The organism is Roseburia sp. AF42-8 (genome assembly GCF_003435965.1).
GTDB lineage: Bacteria > Bacillota > Clostridia > Lachnospirales > Lachnospiraceae > Roseburia_C > Roseburia_C amylophila.
Map to the genome: position 1 here is coordinate 1 of NZ_QTVB01000004.1, position 19,707 is coordinate 19,707.

The following is a 19,707-nucleotide window of genomic DNA, read 5'->3' on the forward strand; positions in this document are numbered from 1 at the left end:
AAAATGACCAGACGTCAGAGAAGAAAGAGAAAATTGATGCTTTTTATAGTAGAAGTACTGGTTATCTTAATTCTTCTGGCAGCATTATTTGTAATTATTAAATTAAATAAACTCAATAATACCGGTGATTTGGATGAAGATAAGCTGAATATTAATATTGATGCCAAAACCCAGGAATTGTTAGATGGTTATACGAACATTGCATTATTTGGTATTGATAACCGCAGTACCGGCAAATATGAGTCCGGAAACAGTGACTGTATCATGATTGCAAGTATTAATAATGATACGAAGGAAGTAAGACTGATATCGGTTTACCGTGATTCTTTCCTGTCAGTAGATGATGATGACGATTTAAGAAAACTCAATGCAGCATATGCAAAAGGCGGTCCGACCGGTGCAGTTGCAGCATTGAATAAGAATCTTGATCTGGATATTAAAGAGTATGTAGCTGTGGACTTTAATGCAGTTATGGAAGTGGTAGATGCACTGGGTGGAATTGAACTTGATATTAGTTCCAAAGAAGCAGAAACCATGAAAATATATATTAATGAGATGAATGAGGTAATGGGAACCAATGGAACAGCAGTTTCCGGACCTGGACTTCAGACAGTGAACGGAATCCAGGCATTGGCTTATTGCCGTGACCGTTACAGCGGTGGTGATGACTACGGCCGTACTGAGCGTCAGAGAACCGTTATCAGTAAAATAGTCGAGAAGGCAAAAGCAGCCAGTCTTCCTACATTAAATAAGGTGATTGATAAATTATTCCCGGATATTTCCACAAGTCTTAGCAGTTCTGAAATCTTGGGACTGGCAGCAGGCATCAAAGACTACGAACTGGCAGATACACAGGGATGGCCATTCCAGCTTACGACAGAGCGTATGGGAGGAAAGCTTGGCGATGTAGTAGTTCCTACAGATTTGGAAACCAATGTAAATTTACTGCATCAGTATTTATTTGATGTAGAAGATTATGAGACAACACAGACCGTAAAGAATATCAGTAAATCCGTAATCAATGAGACTGGAAAGACTGCTTCGGATACAGTAAGGGATACAAATCCGTTTACGGCAGAGGACACAGAGGCGGATACCCAGACACAGTAAAGAAAGATAAATAAAAATATTCATAGGAAAAGCTGTCTGGAATAGGACAGCTTTTCTTTCGCAGGAAATAAGGAAGAGACGAAAAAGAGACGGAAAATGAATTCAGAAAAGTTGTTTCTTATATCATGACAGGAGGTTCTCCATGGCGGGAAGAACATCGGAAAAAGGGAATACAACAGGAAAAACAATATTCTGCTTTATCGGAAAGGTGATAGGAGCCGGAATTACAGCATTTGCAATTCTGGCGCTTTTTTGCGTATTTTATTACAACCCTCCGGTACATGAACCATGTGGAAATGGAGTGACCAGCTATGTAAGACAGGCAGATACGTTCTGGGCGAGAGGAACGGAAGGTTTTGCCATGGGAACTACAGATGACAGTGGTTATAACAACAGTTATCCGGCGGATGGAAGAAAGACTGCTATTTTAATGATGGGTTCTTCCCAGACGGAAGGACTGTATGTCAACGAGGATGATTGTGTATCTTATTTGCTAAATGAGAAATACGCCGAAGATGGAAGCAACCGGTATGTATACAACGTGGGAATGTCAGCCCATACCATTTACCGTAATATCAGTAATTTGGAAAATGCCCTTAAGGTTTATCGGCCTGCTGAATATGTTGCGTTAGAGACCGGAACACTGGCAATGAATCCGGTAGAAGCTGCGCAGGCATTGAACCATGAAATGCCTGAGCTGACAGCGGGAAGCGGAATACCGGCACTGGAAGTATTAGAAAAGAATCCTTATATCAAGCTGCTGTATCAGCAGTATAAGAATCTGCAGAGCCAGAACAATGGAGAAGCAGATGTAACGATTACGGAAAATGCAGGATATGATGTATTTGGTGATGACACCTATGCGGCCACGGAGGAACTGCTTGCCTATATCAGCAGGACAGCGGAAGAAGCAGATGTTCAGGCGGTGATTTATTATATTCCGGATATGACATTGACAGAGGATGGTAGTTATGAATGCTCTGCAAGTGTGGACACCAGAGATACTTTTGCAGAATTATGTGGAAAATATAATATTATTTTTGCGGACATGACAGATTCCGTAGAGGAAGCCTATGTGAAAGAGCATATCGTAGCCAGTGGATTTGATAATACAACAGTTGGCTATGGGCATCTTAATGCATATGGACATGAGCTTCTGGCACAGTGCATTTATGATGCAATCGGAGAGGAGGAGCAGAGATGAGTTTTGCAAGTGTAAGCTTTTTACTGTTTTTTCTTGTAGTGCTTCTTCTTTTACTTCTTGTACAGAGGGTGCTGCCTTTTGCGGAAATAAAGCGCCGCATCATATGCCAGGGAATCCTTCTGATAGCCAGTTATGTTTTTTATGGCTGGTGGAATATGCGGCTTTGCCTGCTTTTGATGGGAATTACCTGGATTTCCTTTTTTACCGCGGTAAAAAAGATGAAAAGCATCTGCGGCAGAGCCGGATTTCTCTTCTGATTGGAGTAGGCACGCCTTTGGCGGTCCTTGGAATTTTTAAATATTATGATTTCTTTGTGACTTCCTTTTGTGATGTGTTTCATCTGACACCGGGAGTACTGAATCTGATTCTTCCGGTAGGAATTTCCTTTTATACCTTTCAGGCATTGAGCTATACCATTGATGTCTATACCGGGAAGATAGAAAAAGAAAAAAGCTTTTTGCAGTTTGCGCTGTACTTAAGTTTTTTTCCACAGCTTGTAGCGGGACCGATTGTAAAAGCATCGGAGTTTCTGCCACAGCTTAAGGAGAACCGGAAGGTTACACTTGCGGGACTGGAAAGTGGAATACAGATATTTGTATTTGGTATGTTTAAGAAAGTGGTACTGGCGGACAATATTTCTGTATTTGTGGATGAAGTATATCGTAGTCCGCAGATATTTGGTTCCGGAACGGTTGCACTGGCAGTAGCAGCCTATGCCATTCAGATTTATATGGATTTTTCCGGTTATTCGGATATGGCAATCGGCTGTGCAAAATGTATGGGCTATGAATTGCCGATGAACTTTAACCTTCCATATATATCCCATAATGTCAGTGAGTTCTGGAAACGGTGGCATATCAGCCTTTCAAGCTGGCTGATGCAGTATCTTTATATTCCGCTGGGTGGTAACCGCAAGGGACGTATTCGTACTTATGTAAACCTGATGATAACGATGCTTTTAGGGGGACTCTGGCACGGTGCAGAATGGAGCTTTGTATTGTGGGGGGGTCTCCATGGACTGGCTCTTTGTATCCACAAGGGCTTCCGGAAACTGGCTGGGTATCAGAAAGGGCAGGAGAGAAAGAAAAATGTTCTGGTGGATACCTTATCCATCCTCGGAACGGATATTTTTGTCTGCATCTGCTGGATATTCTTCCGGGCAGAAAATGTGCCGAAGGCATGGCTGGTATTAAAACAGTTATTTGGCTTCCGGGCGGGCATTACACATCCGTACAGCTTTGCCATTGCAGCAATTATTATTCTTTGCATTGCAACAGTGGCTGCATATCTCAGGGCAGCAAAGAAAAAAGAAAAGACCGTCAATGGTTTTTATCCGGTTATGGATTTAAATCATTTCTGGTCTCTTGTGATTTTCTTTGTTGAGATAGGTCTTATCCTTGGTCTGGCTTATGTGAAGGGCAGTCCGTTTATTTATTTTCAGTTTTAGGTAAGGCAGTTTGTGTGTCTGCCATGGAGGTCTTTGGTGTCATCGGTTCATCAATAATGAATGGTGGACGGTTTCTGGTGGCATCATAAATACGCCAGATGTAGGAACCAATAATACCGATGGAAAGCATAATAATTCCCATACCCATTAAAAGTACGATTAATAATGAGGTATAGCCTTCTGCAGTTATAATTCCGGTCATTTTCCGGTAAATTGTAATAAAGAACAGAATGAGTGCAAAGAGAAATACTCCGGCACCGGCTGCAGTGACCATGGTAATCGGAAAGCTGGAGAATCCTATCAGGGAATCCGTGGCAAGTTTTATTTTTTTGTGAAGAGTCCATCGGGAATGTCCGATGGTTCTTTTTTTCCGGATATAAGGAACAGTTGCAGTCTGAAAGCCACTCCACAGGACCTGTCCCATAAGAGAGGTATTTTTTTCCTTCATTGCGACCAGCAGGTCAATGATTTGGCGGTCAATCAGAAAACTGTCAAATCCACCTTTGGGCATGGTGGGAAGTGCAACCTCCTTCATAATATAGGCATAAAGGGAAGAAACAGCTTTCTGTGTAAGAGGTTCCTCACGGTCAGCACGGGTAGCAAGTACTACCTTATTACCATCCCTGTATTTTTCTAACATACTTAAGATTAATTCGGATGGTTCCTGTAAGTCTGCAGCTTTGCGGACAGCACAATCGCCACTGCAGCGGGAGAGTCCTGCAAGAATGGCAGCATGTTCACCAAAATTACGGGATAATTTTAATGGGATAATATGTGTATCCAGGCGGGCAAGCTCGCAGATGACATCATAGGATTTATCTTTGGAACCATCATCAACCATGAGAATTTCATAGTCACAATCTAGTTTACATAAAACCTTTTCCCGCAGATCATTGTAAAGTGGAAGAAGGTTATCATGGTTAAAATACACTGGTATTACAATGGATAGTTTCATAACATTGGCTCCTTTCATAAACTATTACTTCTTGATTCTTTATTATGATAACGTATGTTTTTGTAAAATCAATAGGGTAAAGAAAGTCTTAAGAAAATAGTAAGAGAACTCTTAGTTGTCTGGATAAGTTTTCAGGAGTATAATACCAACGATTCATCATGAAGAAGAAATTAATAATGAAAAGGAAATGAGAATGGAAAAGACAAATCAGACTCTGAAAAGAGGGTACTTAATATGTTTATTTCTGGCATTGACAATTTGGAGTATGGCAACTACTTCCGGAAGCGGGCCGGATGAAGCAATGAAATATGATATCTGTAATTATATAGCGTCCCATGGAAAGCTTCCTGATGGAACGGACCCGGCGCTAAGAAATCCAATCTGGGGAATATCATATGGATTTACTCCGATTCTGTCATATATGATAAGCGGAGTTTTTTTGAAAATAGCTTTTTTATTTACCACAAATGCGTATTGGCTGTATGTGGCAGTCAGATTCACCAGTGTACTTTCCATAACCGGAATGGCATATTTGATGTTTCAGATAGGAGAGTACTTATTTCAAACCAATAGAAGCAGATTTTTGTTCGTAATGTCTGGAACCCTGCTGCCCCAGGTAATGTATCTTGGAAGTTATCTGAATAATGATTCCTTTGCATTATTTACAATTGCATGGATTATTTATGCCTGGCTTAGGGGCAGGGACAGACACTGGGACTGGAAAAGCTGTATCCTATTAGGAACTGGAATAGGGTTATGTGCATTATCTTATTATAATGCCTACGGTTATCTTTTGATGAGTATACCGTTTTTCTTTATTTCCTACTGGAAGGAAAGGCAAATAGAAGGTGAAGGAAAAAGAACTGACATGCATCGGATGTTCAGGATGGCAGCAGTAATTGCTATTGTAGCAATACTTTTAGCTGGCTGGTGGTTTATCCGGAGTGCAATATTATATGATGGTGATTTCCTTGGACTTCGAACAACGGATAAATATGGAGAAATGTATGCACAGCCGGGATTCCGTCCGTCAGAACGGCCGACGCCATATCATCAGGGCTGGTCATGGTACCAGATGTTATTTACTTCCGGCTGGCTGAGAACATCACTGATCAGCTTTATTGGAATATTAAGGACCTGCGACTGGAATCTGATGGGCAGGGGCTATCTGGGGATTGGAATACTTTTTCTTGCTGGAATCATTGGCTATCTGGCAGGCGGGTGGAAAAGAAAAATATTTTCGTCAGACAGACTGCTGCATATCACATTTCTGATATGCATGGTAATTCCATGCGGATTGAGTATTTATTATTCTTTTTATAGTGACTATCAGCCACAGGGGCGGTATCTGATGCCGATGCTGATTCCGTTTCTTTATTTTGTCACGACAGGACTGACTTTGGTACTTGAAAAGATACCACAAAAAGTAAATCGTATGTTATACGGTGGAATTTATATGTTTTTCATATTGATATCTGCAGCAAGTTTTTATTATGTTCATGCGCTGATATAGATTTCAAAAAAGGACTGGATAATCCCCGGTTTTTCTTATATAATGTCAAAAGGACGATAAAGAGAGTTCTATAAAAGATAGGATGAAACAACAGCAATTGGAATAGAATGTAAAAGAAAAGCAGGAGGAAGAATTATGTGCGGAATTGTTGGATATATAGGGAAGAAACAGGCTGCACCAATTTTGTTGGATGGACTTTCAAAACTGGAGTACCGTGGTTATGATTCGGCAGGTATGGCAATCTTTGATGGGAAGAAGATTAACATGGCTAAGGCGACCGGAAGATTAAAGGTATTATCTGAGCTGACCCATGAGGGTGCTACCTTGCCGGGAACGGTTGGAATCGGTCACACACGCTGGGCAACCCATGGTGCACCGAGTGATATCAATGCGCATCCACATTTCAATGAAGCCGGTACGATTGCTGTGGTACACAATGGTATCATTGAAAACTATATGAAATTAAAGAAAAAGTTATCAGAAAAAGGCTATAAGTTTCGGTCAGACACGGACACTGAGGTTGTGGCCCAGCTGCTGGATTATTACTATACCGGGAATCCATTGGAGACCATTACCAAGGTCATGCATCGTGTGGAAGGTTCTTATGCACTGGGAATTATCTTTGCAGAGAATCCGGATGTTATCTATGCAGTCCGTAAGGACAGCCCTCTGATTGTAGGAAGAGGTGAGGGGGAGAATCTGATTGCATCCGATGTCCCGGCAATTTTAAAATATACCAGAGATGTATATTTTATTGAAAATGAAGAAATTGCCCGCCTCTCCGAGGAAAAAATAGAATTCTTTAATGTAGACGGGGAATCTATCGAAAAAGAATGCAAACATATCGAGTGGGATATTCATGCAGCAGAAAAAGGCGGCTATGAGCATTTCATGTTAAAAGAAATGAATGAACAGCCAAAGACCATAAGAGATACCATCAGTCCACGTATCAAGGATGGCAGAATTGTCATCGATGAGCTTGGAATGAGTGACGAAGAAATCAGAAATATCAGCAGAATTCACATTGTTGCCTGCGGTTCTGCTTATCATACCGGATTTACCAGTAAGTATATTTTCGAAGGAATGGCAAGAATTCCGGTAGATGTAGATGTGGCATCCGAGTTCCGCTACCGGAATCCGATTTTAGAGGATGGAGCCCTTGTCATTATTATCAGTCAGTCCGGAGAGACAGCAGATTCCCTGGCGGCACTCCGTATGGCAAAAGAGCGTGGTGTTAAGACCCTTGGTATTGTAAACGTAGTTGGAAGCTCCATTGCAAGAGAGGCAGATAAAGTAATGTATACCTGGGCTGGACCGGAAATTGCAGTTGCAACTACAAAGGCATACAGTGCACAGCTTGTGGCACAATATCTTCTGGCAATTAAATTTGCACAGGTTCGTGGTAAAGTTACGGAAGCAGAAGTAGGAGAAATGCTTCGTGACCTTAAGAAGCTGCCGGATCAGGTAGAAATGTTACTGAGCCATAAAGAGAAGATCCAGAAATTTGCCAACCGTTTCATTGCAGCTAAGGATATTTTCTTTATCGGAAGAGGAATTGATTATGCGATTTCCATGGAAGGCTCTTTAAAATTAAAAGAGATTTCCTATATTCATTCTGAGGCATATGCAGCAGGTGAGTTAAAGCATGGAACCATTTCCCTGATTGAAGATGGTACACCGGTCGTTGCAGTGGCAACACAGGATGCACTGCTGAAAAAGACCATCAGCAATATTGTAGAAGTGAAGACCAGAGGCGCATTTGTCATGGCAGTCACCAATGAAGGCAATACAGAGATTGAAAAGACAGCAGATTATGTCATCTATATTCCACAGACCAATGCATATTTTGCAAATTCACTGGCAATTATTCCGTTACAGCTGTTCAGCTACTATGTAGCAGTTGGAAAGGGCTGTGATGTGGATAAACCAAGAAACCTTGCAAAATCCGTAACGGTTGAGTAATTTATAGAGCAATTGGAAAAGAAGATGCGGTTTTACTTAGAATTCTATTTCTATGAAAGGACATTTTATTTTGTGCACACTAAAATGCCAGCCGTTCTAAAATTTCGTTTTGCTTGCTTGTAAACTGTCTTTCCGTTGCTTTGACTTAAGATAGCTCCACCGTCCGTTGAATACGGATGCCACATAATGCCTGCAAGGGGCACTAAGGATTTCGGATAAAGTTTAATTCATCTGCAACCGGCGCATATTCACATCCATGTTCAGATGCGCCTCGCTGGCACGTCCTGTGCCAGCGTTGCCGGGTGCCAGACGAAATCCTAAGTGCCCCTAACAGTCCTTATCAGGCATCCGTACTTCGACGAACGGTGGAGCTATCTATGTCAAACATTGGAAAGACTGTTTTTATAGCAAAAAGCAAAACGAAATATTAAGAACGGTGGTATTTCGGTGTGAAAATAAAATGTCCTTTTTTATAGAAAAAATTCTAATGTAAAATATATCCTCTTTTGCAGAGCTTTTTACAAATTAAACATAAAAGAAACATATTTTTCTCAATCATTAGACACAGAACTAACACAATTTATGGATATTATCATAATCAGAAAGTAACAAAGAGATGAAAGGAGTAATCTTTATGGAAAACAATTATAACAACAATTTTAACTCCGGCTCTCCTTATTCATATAATCAGACGAACCAGCAGACAGGAGACGGAACAAATACTTCATGGAGCAGTCAGGTGAACGGAAATACTTCACAGGGCTACAGTCAGGGAACTCAGTATGGACAGGGAAATGCCTATTATAGTCAGGGAACACAGTATGGACAGGGAAATGCCTATTATAGTCAGGGAACACAGCCATATGGACAGAATCAGCAGAAGAAAAAACGGAAAGAAAAAGTAAAGAAAGAACATGGTAAAGGTGGATTTGGTGTAAAACTTGCAAAATGTGCAGCTATTGCATTAGTCTTTGGATTGATTTCAGGAAGCGTATTTGCGGGAACAAATCAGCTGCTTGGAACGAAGTGGAGCAACTCTGAATCTGCTAAGACAGAGGCTTCCCTGAATAAGAGCAGCAGCGGAGATACCGTTAAGGCAGCAAATACTTCATCCAAAGCAGTAACCGATTTGACGGATGTCTCAGATATTGCAGATAATGTAATGCCATCTATTGTTGCAATTACGAATATGAGTGAAAAACAGGTAAGCACCTGGTATGGATATACTGCATCACAGCCACAGGAAAGCTGTGGTTCCGGAATCATAGTAAGCCAGGATGACCAGTACATCTATGTAGCAACGAATAATCATGTGGTATCCGGTGCCCAAAGTATTACCGTGCAGTTCTCAGATGACAGCACAGTAGCCGCAGAAGTAAAAGGAACAGATGCAGGAAGTGACTTAGCAGTCGTTGCAGTTCCGATTTCCGATATCAGCGCAGACACCTTAAGTACCATTAAGGTTGCAACCCTTGGCAATTCTGATGACTTAAGTGTAGGTCAGGCAGCAGTCGCAATCGGAAATGCGTTAGGTTATGGGCAGTCTGTTACAACCGGTGTTATCAGTGCATTGAACCGAGAGGTGTCCGTAGAAAATGATGACGGTTCTACCACCACCAATGAACTGATTCAGACTGATGCGGCTATTAACCCTGGTAATAGTGGTGGCGCATTACTGAACGCCAAGGGTGAAGTAATCGGTATCAGTTCTGTAAAATATTCTGATACCAGTGTAGAAGGTATGGGCTATGCTATCCCGATTAATACAGCGTCTCCGATTATTGAAAAATTAATCAACCGGGAACAGGTGGATGAATCCCGTTCCGCATATCTTGGAATCTCCGGTGTAGATGTATCCTCCACCGTTGCACAGACCTATAATATGCCGGAAGGAATATATCTCTATCAGGTAAAGGAAGGTTCACCGGCAGAGCAGGCAGGCTTACAGGCAGGAGATATTATCACATCCTTTGATGGAAGCAAGGTTTCATCTACAACAGAATTAAATGATGCGATTAAGTATTGTGCAGCAGGTGATTCTGTAGAAGTTGTATTTGAACGTCAGACAGATGGACAGTATCAGGAACAGACGGTAACCGTAACTTTAGGGCAGAAAAACTAAAAACGGATAACAAAATGTAACCCTTAGTCATCTATAAAGCAAAGCTACCGATAAGGCAGATAAAACAGCAGTGTCTTAAATATGTTGAAGAAAACATGGACACTGCTGTTTTTTTACTTTACAGGAAATTGCTTTCCTGTAAGGTAAAAAACGCTCCGCGAGGATGCACACTGCGGCGTATAAGGTAGATGTCGCAAGCGACCGCCGCAGGCGCGAGAATGTGCCAAGGCACATTCTTTGTTACGCAAGTAGCGAGAAAAAGTCTAACAGAAAAGAAGGAGCCAAGTTTGTTTGAGCGAACTTCTTTTCTGCTAGACTTTGGTGAGCGCTGCGATAACTTTAGAAAAAATTAATAGTTGTTTCGGGTATTTTCTGATATGATAGAAAAGTAAGAAAAATAAACTTATGAGGAAAGTAAAAGATGAACCCATTAGACTTTAGCAGAATAAAAGATGAGGCACATCCAGAGGATTTTTTAAGTGAGATGAAACCCTTTGGGGATCTGATGATGTATTACCGGTGTGCCATGATGGAAGTGGAAACAAAGTTTAAAGTATTAAATGAACAGTTTTCCACACAATATAACAGGAATCCAATTGAGACCATAAAAACAAGACTGAAGAAACCGGCAAGTATTATAGAAAAAATTAAACGGAAGAATATTGGATTCTCCATGAAAGCAATAGAAGAGAATATGTTCGATATTGCCGGAGTGCGTGTTATCTGTTCTTTTCAGGAAGATATTTATACGATGGCAGATTTGCTGCTGCAGCAGGATGATATCATTCTGGTAGAGAAGAAAGATTATATTGCACATCCGAAGGATAACGGATACCGTAGTCTGCATCTGATTGTAGATGTGCCGATATTTTTATCGAACGAGAAGCGCCATATGAAAGTGGAAGTCCAGCTCCGGACCATTGCCATGGATTTCTGGGCGAGTCTTGAGCACAAGCTTCGCTATAAGAAACATATTAATAATTCAGAAGAAATAGCAGATAAATTAAAGCATGTTGCAGATGTAATTACAGAAATGGACTGCGAGATGCAGGATATCCGTCATATGATAGAATTTATAGACGATAATACAGAATCGTAGTATACTATAGATATCTGGCACAAGGAGGAGGTAATAAGATGACAGAGGGTGGACTTCTGATTTTCCTTGGAATTTTAATCTTATTTGTAATAATTGTAGCTGTAATAGCGGTAGTAGCCGCAGTATCCGGGGCCGCAGCGGCAATTGCAGATGAGGACAAAGAAGAAGAGTAGAGAAAAAGAACGTTCCTGAATGGAAATTATTCCAGACGGGAACGTCCTTTTTTGTCTTTTACAATGTTATAAATCGATACCAAGTCCTTCAAAAAGCACTTTCATAGAGTCTATTTCAAGAATCAGAATCATGGCACTTTTAATCTGGGTATGGGCAAAACTTAACCGTTCATCAATAAAGAGAACCTGATAATCCAGTCTTGTAAATTCTTTTTCCGGGACAGCCAGAATTTCACCAATGGTACCAAGATGGTTCTGCGGTGGTTCAATATCAATAAAGGTATTTGTCATTTTTGCAATAGAATTTACATAAGCAGCAGTTGTGATGTTTGCCATTTCGCGCAATACGGATAAATCCATATCATTCAGTGAATCAATGGAATCGACATTTTTTTCATAAAAGGTGTTGATAAGCCGGCTGGTAAATTCTTTCTCCACAATCTGAAGCATAACACCATTCATATCACCTTTTACATTTACAGTCATACCAATAGCAGTTTTATCTGCCCCACCAAGATAATCTGCAGCTTTGGCATAATCCATCAGGCAGATATTTGGCACTTCAATATCTACCGGTGTATTTAAGAGGCCTGCCAGTGCAGTAGCAGCATTACCGGAACCGATGTTGCCAATTTCAGCTAGAACGCTTAAATGCATAGAATCCAGTTCTTTTAAATTTAGCATAGACATAAAAACTCTCCCTTTGTCATTACAGTATAAATTTTTCTCGTTTTCGTTTATTATAACATAGGATACAGGCAATGAGAATGGATTTTTATGGCATTTCGAAAGGAATTATAAAGAATTTCGAAGAGAATTTGAAGAATAAAAAGTCTGCTTGTATTCGCCCTTTTTATTTGTTACAATCAGCACAAAGCATATATTCTATTTTTCGAATGGCAAAAGCCAATCTAAATTTCTGGTAACAATTCAATGAATTCTATGCTTTCAAATTCTAATTACAATTAATAAACGCATAGTGCATTGAATGGACGGAACATCAGAGGAAGAAATAGTGTATGCAATCCTGCTTTTCTATGTGCTATGGGAAAAGGAGGAAAAATGAAAACTTTAGAAGAACTGAATCTGGTGGATGACTTTCTGGTAAACAGCCTGACCAGCCACAAAGTTTATGGGGAACAGTCAGCAAGGTATATTTTGGAATGTATTCTGCACCGTCCGATTGGAAAGCTTACAGTGGTGCCGCAACGATTCTTCGGTGGAGAAAATACAGAAGCCCATGGTATCCGGCTGGACGTATATCTGGATGAAGAGAATGGAGAAATTTTTGATATTGAGACGGACCAGAATGACGGAAAGGGAGATCTCGCAGCACTTCCCCGTAGAGCACGTTTTTATCATGCAAAGATCGATGCAGGAAATTTGCCGGCAGGCGAAGAATATGGAAAGCTTCGAAATGTAATTGTGATTTTTAGCACAACCTATGACCCTTTTAGTGAGAACCGAATGGTATATACCATTAAGAATAGCTGTGTAGAAGTGCCGGAATTAGAGTATGAGGATGGTGCAAAGACCATATTCTTGTATACAAGAGGAAAAGAAGGAAACCCACCGGAAGAATTAAAGCAGCTGCTGCATTACATGGAGCATTCGTCCATAGAGAATGCTTCCACCGAAAGCCTGAAAAAGCTTCATCGGATGGTAACTGCAGTAAAGCGGGATGGAGAGGTAGGTCTTGCATATATGAAGAGTTTTGAGCGAGAAGCGAGAATCAGAAGAGAAGGTCAGACACAGGAAATCATAAGACTTGGTCGCAAATTCGGAAAATCAGAGGAAGAGATTTTGGCGTTATTGCAGGAAGAGTTACAGATAAGTGAAGAGTGGGCAAAAGAGTTGTTGGAAAAGTATACTTTATAAAACTCACCCTTGACAAAAGTGCCTGGCAAATTTAATATAATGCCTAGAGATAAAGGTAATGAGAAAGAGGAGTACATCGGTACGGTTCTAAGAGAGGACGGCTCATCGGCTGAAAGGTTGTCTGAATACGACAGATGGAAGGTAGCTTTCGAACCGGAAGACCCAGAAAGCCTGTAACCGGAATCATATAAAGAATTTCAACAAGGCATAAGTTTTCCCGACACTCCACGTTACGGAGAAGAGATATGCATAGATACTATGCATAACGAAGGTGGTACCGCGCTGATTCGCCCTTCTTATCCAGCTGGATAGGGAGGTTTTTTTATTTTACAGGAAATTGCTCTCCTGTAAAGTAAAAAACGCTCCGCGAGAATGCACCAAGTCCCATACCTTTCAGATAACTGAAATGTCTACTAATAAAGATAGCACTTTTACAAATTACGAAACGTCCAATTTAGAAAAAGGAGAACAATTATGAGCAAAGAACTTGCAAAAACCTACGACCCAAAAGGGATTGAAGACCGACTTTATAAGAAATGGGAAGACAATGGATATTTCCATGCACAGGCTGACCGCAGCAAGAAACCGTTTACCATTGTAATGCCGCCGCCAAATATTACCGGACAGCTTCATATGGGACATGCATTGGATAATACCATGCAGGATATATTAATCCGTTACAAGAGAATGCAGGGATATAATGCATTATGGCAGCCGGGAACAGACCATGCAGCCATTGCAACAGAGGTAAAGGTTATTGATTCCTTAAAGAAACAGGGAATTGACAAGAATGACCTCGGAAGAGAAGGCTTCTTAGAAAAATGCTGGGAGTGGAAGGATGAGTATGGCAGCCGCATCATCAACCAGTTAAAGAAAATGGGTTCTTCCGCGGACTGGAGCAGAGAACGTTTCACCATGGACAAAGGATGCTCTGATGCAGTTCTTGAAGTATTTATAAAATTATATGAAAAAGGTCTTATTTATAAAGGCTCCCGTATTGTAAACTGGTGTCCTGTCTGCAAGACATCTATTTCCGATGCCGAGGTAGAACATGAAGAACAGGATGGCTTCTTCTGGCATATCAATTATCCGGTAGTAGGAGAAGCGGGAAGATTCGTAGAAATCGCAACCACCCGTCCGGAGACTTTATTTGGTGATACTGCAGTAGCAGTAAATCCGGATGATGAACGTTATCAGGATATTATCGGAAAAATGTTAAAGCTTCCGATGACAGACCGTGAGATTCCGGTTATTGCAGACTCTTATGTAGATAAAGAATTTGGAACCGGATGTGTAAAGATTACACCGGCTCATGACCCGAACGACTTTGAAGTTGGAAAACGTCATAATCTGGAAGAAATCGTTGTTATCAATGATGATGCAACCATGAACAGCAAAGCCGGCAAATATGCGGGCATGGACAGATACGAATGCCGGAAAGCACTGGTAGAGGATTTAGAGAAGGAAGGACTTTTGGTAAAAGTTGTTCCGCATTCCCATAACGTAGGAACCCATGACCGCTGTGGCACAACCGTAGAGCCAATGATTAAACAGCAGTGGTTTGTAAAAATGGATGATTTAATCAAACCGGCAGTAGAAGGTGTAAAGAATGGAGATATCAAGCTCCTTCCAAAACGTATGGAGAAAACCTACTTTAACTGGACGGATAATATCCGTGACTGGTGTATTTCCAGACAGCTCTGGTGGGGACACCGTATTCCTGCATATTACTGTGATGAATGCGGAGAAATGGTAGTATCTAAGAATGCACCGGAGAAATGTCCGAAGTGCGGCTGCACCCATATGACACAGGATCCGGATACTCTGGATACCTGGTTCTCTTCTGCATTATGGCCATTCTCAACCTTAGGCTGGCCGGAGAAAACAGAAGACTTAGATTATTTCTATCCGAATGATGTATTAGTAACCGGATACGATATTATTTTCTTCTGGGTAATCCGTATGATTTTCTCAGGATATGAGCAGATGGGCAAAGCACCATTCCATACTGTATTATTCCACGGACTGGTTCGTGATTCCCAGGGCCGTAAGATGAGTAAATCTCTTGGAAATGGAATTGACCCGTTAGAGGTTATTGATAAATATGGTGCAGATGCCTTGAGACTGACACTGATTACCGGAAATGCACCGGGAAATGATATGCGTTTCTACTGGGAGCGTGTAGAAGCATCCCGTAACTTTGCCAATAAAGTGTGGAATGCATCCCGTTTCATTATGATGAACTTAGAGGGCATGGAGGTAACAGAGCCTGCAATTTCTGACCTGGCACCGGAAGATAAATGGATTCTTTCAGCAGTTAATACATTGACCAAAGATGTAACAGAAAATATGGATAAATTCGAACTTGGTATTGCAGTACAGAAAGTATATGACTTTATCTGGGATGAATTCTGTGACTGGTATATCGAGATTGCCAAAGTTCGTACTTATAAGAAAGACGAGGATGCCAGGGCTGCCAACAGTGCACTCTGGACACTTCGTACGGTATTAGGACAGGCATTAAAATTATTACATCCATATATGCCATTTATCACAGAAGAAATCTACTGTACCTTAAATCCGCAGGAAGAGACCATTATGCTGGCTGACTGGCCGGTTTACAAAGAAGAGTGGAATTTCTCGGCAGAAGAAGAGATGCTTGCTCATGTAAAAGAGCTGGTAAAAGGCATCCGTAACTTAAGAACAGAGATGGATGTTCCACCATCCAGAAAGGCAAAGGTATTTATCGTATCTGAAGACAAAGCACTTTGTGAGACCTTCGAGAGCATGAAGAAAACATACCAGAATCTTATCAGTGCCAGCGAGATTGATGTCCAGTCCGATAAGGCAGGAATCGGAGAAGATGCAGTATCCGTAGTTATTCCGGGAGCTGTTGTATACATGCCGTTGGAAGACCTGGTAGATATGGAAAAAGAAAAAGAGCGTCTTTTGAAAGAAGAAGAGCGTCTTAAGAAAGAACTTGCCCGCTCCCACGGCATGTTAAATAATGAGAAGTTTGTAAGCAAGGCACCTGCTGCAAAGATTCAGGAAGAGAAAGATAAGCTTGCAAAATATGAGCAGATGATGGCTACCGTACAGGAGCGTCTGGCTCAGATGAAATAGTTACAAAAGTTAAAAGACAGGTATTGTCGATTCGCCGCAGTTTCTGCGGCGAAAACTTTTTATGGAAACAGGATAACCTCTTGAAAAAAATTTCCACTATATTATACTTATAAAAGTGGTGACAAAAATGACTTATGAAGAGATTTGCAATTATATATATGAAATACCAAAGTTCACAAAGAAAAACAGTTTAGAGCATACGAAAGAGATTCTGCGGAGGCTTTCTATCAGAGAGCATCAGTTTGAAATCATCCATGTGGCAGGAAGCAATGGCAAGGGAAGTGTGTGTGCATTTATCAATCAGGTGCTGGTGGAACATGGATATGAAGTGGGACTCTTTACTTCTCCGCACCTTGTATGCATGGAAGAACGTTTCGTAATCAATGGCGAAAAGTGCAGTCAGGAAGAATTTGTAGAAAGCTTTGAGGCAGTGCAGAAGGTGGTAGAGCAGATGGAAGCAGAAGGACTGCCGCATCCAGCATTTTTTGAATATCTTTTGGCCATGGGCATGTATCTTTTTCAGAAGCGGAAAGTACATTATCTTATTTTAGAGACCGGACTTGGCGGAAGGTTAGATGCAACGAATGTATTTGAGGAACCGTTGCTTACGATTATTACATCTATCAGTCTCGAGCATACACAGATTTTAGGAGATTCCATTGAAGCAATTGCAGGAGAAAAGGCAGGGATTATCAAAGAAGGCGTTCCTGTTATCTTTGATGGAAGTAATGAAACAGCGGCAGAAGTGATAAGGCAGACTGCAAGGACAAAAAGAGCACCTTATTACTGTATTTCTTTAGAAAGTCTTAAAATTCATAAAATAACCGGGAAAACTATTGATTTTTGTTATACCAATGGGTATGATGTTGTTGATTTGAAAATCCCGTTTCCGGCAGAATATCAGATGATGAATGCGTCACTGGCATATCGGGCGTTATCTGTCCTTCAGGTGGAAACCGGAATTGGAAAAGCAGAGATTATCTCTGCAATGGAACATACCAGATGGATGGGCAGAATGCAGCAGGCAGAGCCATTTATCTATTTTGATGGAGCACATAATGCAGATGGTATTGCCCACTTTGTGAAAAATGTGCAGAAGATTGCGGAAGAAAAGCCAGTTCTTCTTTTTTCCATGATGGAAGAGAAGAATCATAAAGAAGCAGTAAAAGTACTGTGCAAGGAAGTTTCGTGGGATAGTATTGTACTGACCCGCATCCCGGACAGCCGTGGAATTGACCCATTGAAATTGCAGGATGAATTTATGGCAAACGGCCGGGAAACAGTAGTAATAGAAGACTGTGCACAGGCATACAGATATGTAAAGGAATACAGGAAGGACAACCAGATGGTATTCTGTGCGGGTTCCCTGTATTTGATTGGAGAATTGGAAAAGATAGCAGGAGGAAATGAAGCATGATAGATTTTGAAGAAGAATTAAAGAAATTCAAACCAAGCCTGGAAGTAGAAGAGGCAGAGGAAGCTATTTACAATCAGGACTTAACGGATATGACAGACATTTTAAGAGAAATGATGAAAGAAGCAAGACGACAGTAGAATTCGTTAAGTGAGGTAAAGTATGAAATGTTATAATTGCGGAGCAGATCTGACAGGGGACAACCGTTGTCCGAACTGTGGAATTGATGTAAAAGTATATAAGAAAATTGTGATGGCCTCTAATTATTATTATAATCAGGGATTAGAGCGAAGCAATGTCCGTGATTTATCCGGAGCGATTGAAAGTCTTAAGAAGAGTCTTCGGTTTGATAAGACGAACATTCAGGCAAGAAATCTCCTGGGACTGGTACTTTTTGAGACCGGTGAGGCGGTATCTGCCATGGGTGAATGGGTGATTAGTAAGAGCCTTCAGCCAAAGGATAATGATGCAGGACGTTATCTGGACGCTGTGCAGAAGAATCCGGCACAGTTAGAAACGGTAAATCAGACCATTAAGAAATACAATCAGGCATTGTTATATTGCAGACAGAATAGTACAGATCTTGCAATTATCCAGTTGAAGAAGGTATTGTCCTTAAACCCGAAACTGGTAAAGGGACATCAGCTGCTGGCTCTTTTGTACATGAAAGAGAATAAATTCGAGCAGGCAAAGAAGTCATTGCGGGCAGCTATGAAAATTGATTCCAGCAATACGATTACACTGCGTTACATGAAAGAGACCAATCAGATGCTGCGCAGTGCCAACAGCGGTAAGAAGAAAAAGAAAGAAGATGACCTTATTTCCTATAAGAGTGGAAATGACCTCATTATCCAGCCGACAAAATTCAAAGATACTTCAGGTTTTGCCACAATACTGACCATTTTGCTTGGGGTGGCAATTGGTGTTGCAGTCACCTGTTTCCTTGTAGTGCCAAGTGTAAGGCAGAAGGCAAAGAGTGATGCTAATACATCAGTGGTTCAGGCAAATGATACCATAACCACGAAGAATCAGCAGATTACCAATCTGGAAAATCAGATTGATGACCTGAACCAGCAGGTGTCTTCTGCAAAAAACGATTCCGAGGAGACTTCCAATAAGATTAACAGCTATGACCAGCTGCTTTCAGCATATAAATCCTTCCAGGAGGGAGATATTACAGCAGCAGGAGATGCACTTTCCGGTGTGAAGGAAGAAAACCTTTCCGATACCGCAAAGGAAATTTATCAGAATATCAACGCAACTGTAAATGACCAGTATCTTCAGGTGACTTATGCAGACAGTTATCAGGCATACAGTAATTATAACTATGAAGAAGCGAAGACCGGATTTGAAAAAGTAGTAGAGATGGATGAGGCATACCAGGATGGCAATGCGATTTATTATCTGGCACAGACCTACCGGAATCTGGGCGAGAATGAAAAAGCCATCGAATACTATCAGAAAGTGATTGATGGTTATCCGAATACGGAACGTGCAGCCAATTCTTCCCGCTATCTGGAAGAATTACAGAATGCAGAACAGTAACAGAATAAAGAAAAACAGTTTACAAAAGACGTCAGGCAGATTGCCGGGCGTCTTTTGTAGTTTACAGGAAATTGCTTTCCTGTAAACTACAAAACGCACCGCGAGGATGCACACTGCGGCGTATAAGGTAGATGTCGCAAGCGACCGCCGCAGGCGCGAGAA

Annotated in this window: 15 protein-coding genes; 13 read left to right on the forward strand and 2 right to left on the reverse strand. The window is 41.1% G+C overall.

The window, feature by feature from the left end; translation table 11 throughout:
* The 3 genes from DW059_RS02595 to DW059_RS02605 form a co-directional block, all read left to right on the forward strand.
* The coding region (locus tag DW059_RS02595) for an LCP family protein (RefSeq protein WP_330408232.1) at positions 1 to 1,110 on the forward strand (1,110 nt) is incomplete at its 5' end.
* 142 nt (positions 1,111 to 1,252) lie between these two features.
* A complete protein-coding gene (locus tag DW059_RS02600; protein WP_117697448.1) occupies positions 1,253 to 2,314 on the forward strand; it encodes an SGNH/GDSL hydrolase family protein in 1,062 nt (353 codons plus the stop codon).
* Between the two features lie 103 nt (positions 2,315 to 2,417).
* Positions 2,418 to 3,761 (forward strand): MBOAT family O-acyltransferase, encoded by a 1,344-nt coding sequence (locus DW059_RS02605; RefSeq protein ID WP_158551973.1) that lies wholly within the window; start codon positions 2,418 to 2,420, stop codon positions 3,759 to 3,761.
* Here the strand turns inward: DW059_RS02605 and DW059_RS02610 are convergent.
* Positions 3,742 to 4,716 (reverse strand): glycosyltransferase family 2 protein, encoded by a 975-nt coding sequence (locus DW059_RS02610; protein ID WP_117697452.1) that lies wholly within the window; start codon positions 4,714 to 4,716, stop codon positions 3,742 to 3,744. The genes DW059_RS02605 and DW059_RS02610 overlap by 20 nt on opposite strands.
* A gap of 193 nt (positions 4,717 to 4,909) precedes the next feature.
* Here DW059_RS02610 and DW059_RS02615 point away from each other — a divergent pair, with 193 nt between their 5' ends.
* The 5 genes from DW059_RS02615 (at position 4,910) to DW059_RS16675 (ending at position 11,585) form a co-directional block, all read left to right on the forward strand.
* A complete protein-coding gene (locus DW059_RS02615) occupies positions 4,910 to 6,229 on the forward strand; it encodes an ArnT family glycosyltransferase (RefSeq protein WP_158551977.1) in 1,320 nt (439 codons plus the stop codon).
* Positions 6,230 to 6,364: 135 nt separating this feature from the next.
* The gene (gene glmS, locus DW059_RS02620; protein ID WP_117697456.1) at positions 6,365 to 8,191 is read left to right on the forward strand and encodes a glutamine--fructose-6-phosphate transaminase (isomerizing); all 1,827 of its coding nucleotides are present in this window, start codon (positions 6,365 to 6,367) and stop codon (positions 8,189 to 8,191) included.
* A 634-nt stretch (positions 8,192 to 8,825) separates the two neighbouring features.
* On the forward strand, positions 8,826 to 10,313 hold the full coding sequence (locus DW059_RS02625) for a S1C family serine protease (RefSeq protein ID WP_117697458.1): 1,488 nt from the start codon (positions 8,826 to 8,828) through the stop codon (positions 10,311 to 10,313).
* 421 nt (positions 10,314 to 10,734) lie between these two features.
* Positions 10,735 to 11,412: a GTP pyrophosphokinase gene (locus tag DW059_RS02630; RefSeq protein ID WP_117697460.1), complete on the forward strand. Its 678-nt coding sequence runs from the start codon at positions 10,735 to 10,737 to the stop codon at positions 11,410 to 11,412.
* A 38-nt stretch (positions 11,413 to 11,450) separates the two neighbouring features.
* A complete protein-coding gene (locus tag DW059_RS16675; RefSeq protein ID WP_022244432.1) occupies positions 11,451 to 11,585 on the forward strand; it encodes a hypothetical protein in 135 nt (44 codons plus the stop codon).
* Between the two features lie 66 nt (positions 11,586 to 11,651).
* Here the strand turns inward: DW059_RS16675 and DW059_RS02635 are convergent, their stop codons facing one another.
* The gene (locus tag DW059_RS02635) at positions 11,652 to 12,275 is read right to left on the reverse strand and encodes a chemotaxis protein CheC (RefSeq protein ID WP_117697461.1); all 624 of its coding nucleotides are present in this window, start codon (positions 12,273 to 12,275) and stop codon (positions 11,652 to 11,654) included.
* Positions 12,276 to 12,647: 372 nt separating this feature from the next.
* Here DW059_RS02635 and DW059_RS02640 point away from each other — a divergent pair, with 372 nt between their 5' ends.
* From DW059_RS02640 to DW059_RS02655, 5 genes are all read left to right on the forward strand, one after another.
* Complete coding sequence (locus tag DW059_RS02640) at positions 12,648 to 13,463, forward strand: Rpn family recombination-promoting nuclease/putative transposase (protein ID WP_117697633.1); 816 nt, start codon at positions 12,648 to 12,650, stop codon at positions 13,461 to 13,463.
* Between the two features lie 474 nt (positions 13,464 to 13,937).
* Positions 13,938 to 16,586 (forward strand): valine--tRNA ligase, encoded by a 2,649-nt coding sequence (locus tag DW059_RS02645; protein WP_117697463.1) that lies wholly within the window; start codon positions 13,938 to 13,940, stop codon positions 16,584 to 16,586.
* Positions 16,587 to 16,713: 127 nt separating this feature from the next.
* Positions 16,714 to 18,003, forward strand: coding sequence for a bifunctional folylpolyglutamate synthase/dihydrofolate synthase (locus tag DW059_RS02650; protein ID WP_117697465.1), 1,290 nt, complete (start codon positions 16,714 to 16,716; stop codon positions 18,001 to 18,003).
* Positions 18,000 to 18,140, forward strand: a complete 141-nt coding sequence (locus DW059_RS16070; protein ID WP_022244427.1) for a hypothetical protein — start codon at positions 18,000 to 18,002, stop codon at positions 18,138 to 18,140. The genes DW059_RS02650 and DW059_RS16070 overlap by 4 nt, the downstream gene beginning before the upstream one ends.
* A 22-nt stretch (positions 18,141 to 18,162) precedes the next feature.
* Positions 18,163 to 19,545 (forward strand): tetratricopeptide repeat protein, encoded by a 1,383-nt coding sequence (locus DW059_RS02655; RefSeq protein ID WP_117697467.1) that lies wholly within the window; start codon positions 18,163 to 18,165, stop codon positions 19,543 to 19,545.
* The last annotated feature ends 162 nt before the right edge of the window (positions 19,546 to 19,707 follow it).

Coding starts and splice junctions, on each gene's coding strand:
- DW059_RS02600 (WP_117697448.1), top strand. CDS start 1,253: ATGGCGGGAAGAACATCGGAAAAAGGGAATACAACAGGAAAAACAATA.
- DW059_RS02605 (WP_158551973.1), top strand. CDS start 2,418: ATGCCAGGGAATCCTTCTGATAGCCAGTTATGTTTTTTATGGCTGGTG.
- DW059_RS02610 (WP_117697452.1), bottom strand. CDS start 4,716: ATGAAACTATCCATTGTAATACCAGTGTATTTTAACCATGATAACCTT.
- DW059_RS02615 (WP_158551977.1), top strand. CDS start 4,910: ATGGAAAAGACAAATCAGACTCTGAAAAGAGGGTACTTAATATGTTTA.
- glmS (WP_117697456.1), top strand. CDS start 6,365: ATGTGCGGAATTGTTGGATATATAGGGAAGAAACAGGCTGCACCAATT.
- DW059_RS02625 (WP_117697458.1), top strand. CDS start 8,826: ATGGAAAACAATTATAACAACAATTTTAACTCCGGCTCTCCTTATTCA.
- DW059_RS02630 (WP_117697460.1), top strand. CDS start 10,735: ATGAACCCATTAGACTTTAGCAGAATAAAAGATGAGGCACATCCAGAG.
- DW059_RS16675 (WP_022244432.1), top strand. CDS start 11,451: ATGACAGAGGGTGGACTTCTGATTTTCCTTGGAATTTTAATCTTATTT.
- DW059_RS02635 (WP_117697461.1), bottom strand. CDS start 12,275: ATGTCTATGCTAAATTTAAAAGAACTGGATTCTATGCATTTAAGCGTT.
- DW059_RS02640 (WP_117697633.1), top strand. CDS start 12,648: ATGAAAACTTTAGAAGAACTGAATCTGGTGGATGACTTTCTGGTAAAC.
- DW059_RS02645 (WP_117697463.1), top strand. CDS start 13,938: ATGAGCAAAGAACTTGCAAAAACCTACGACCCAAAAGGGATTGAAGAC.
- DW059_RS02650 (WP_117697465.1), top strand. CDS start 16,714: ATGACTTATGAAGAGATTTGCAATTATATATATGAAATACCAAAGTTC.
- DW059_RS16070 (WP_022244427.1), top strand. CDS start 18,000: ATGATAGATTTTGAAGAAGAATTAAAGAAATTCAAACCAAGCCTGGAA.
- DW059_RS02655 (WP_117697467.1), top strand. CDS start 18,163: ATGAAATGTTATAATTGCGGAGCAGATCTGACAGGGGACAACCGTTGT.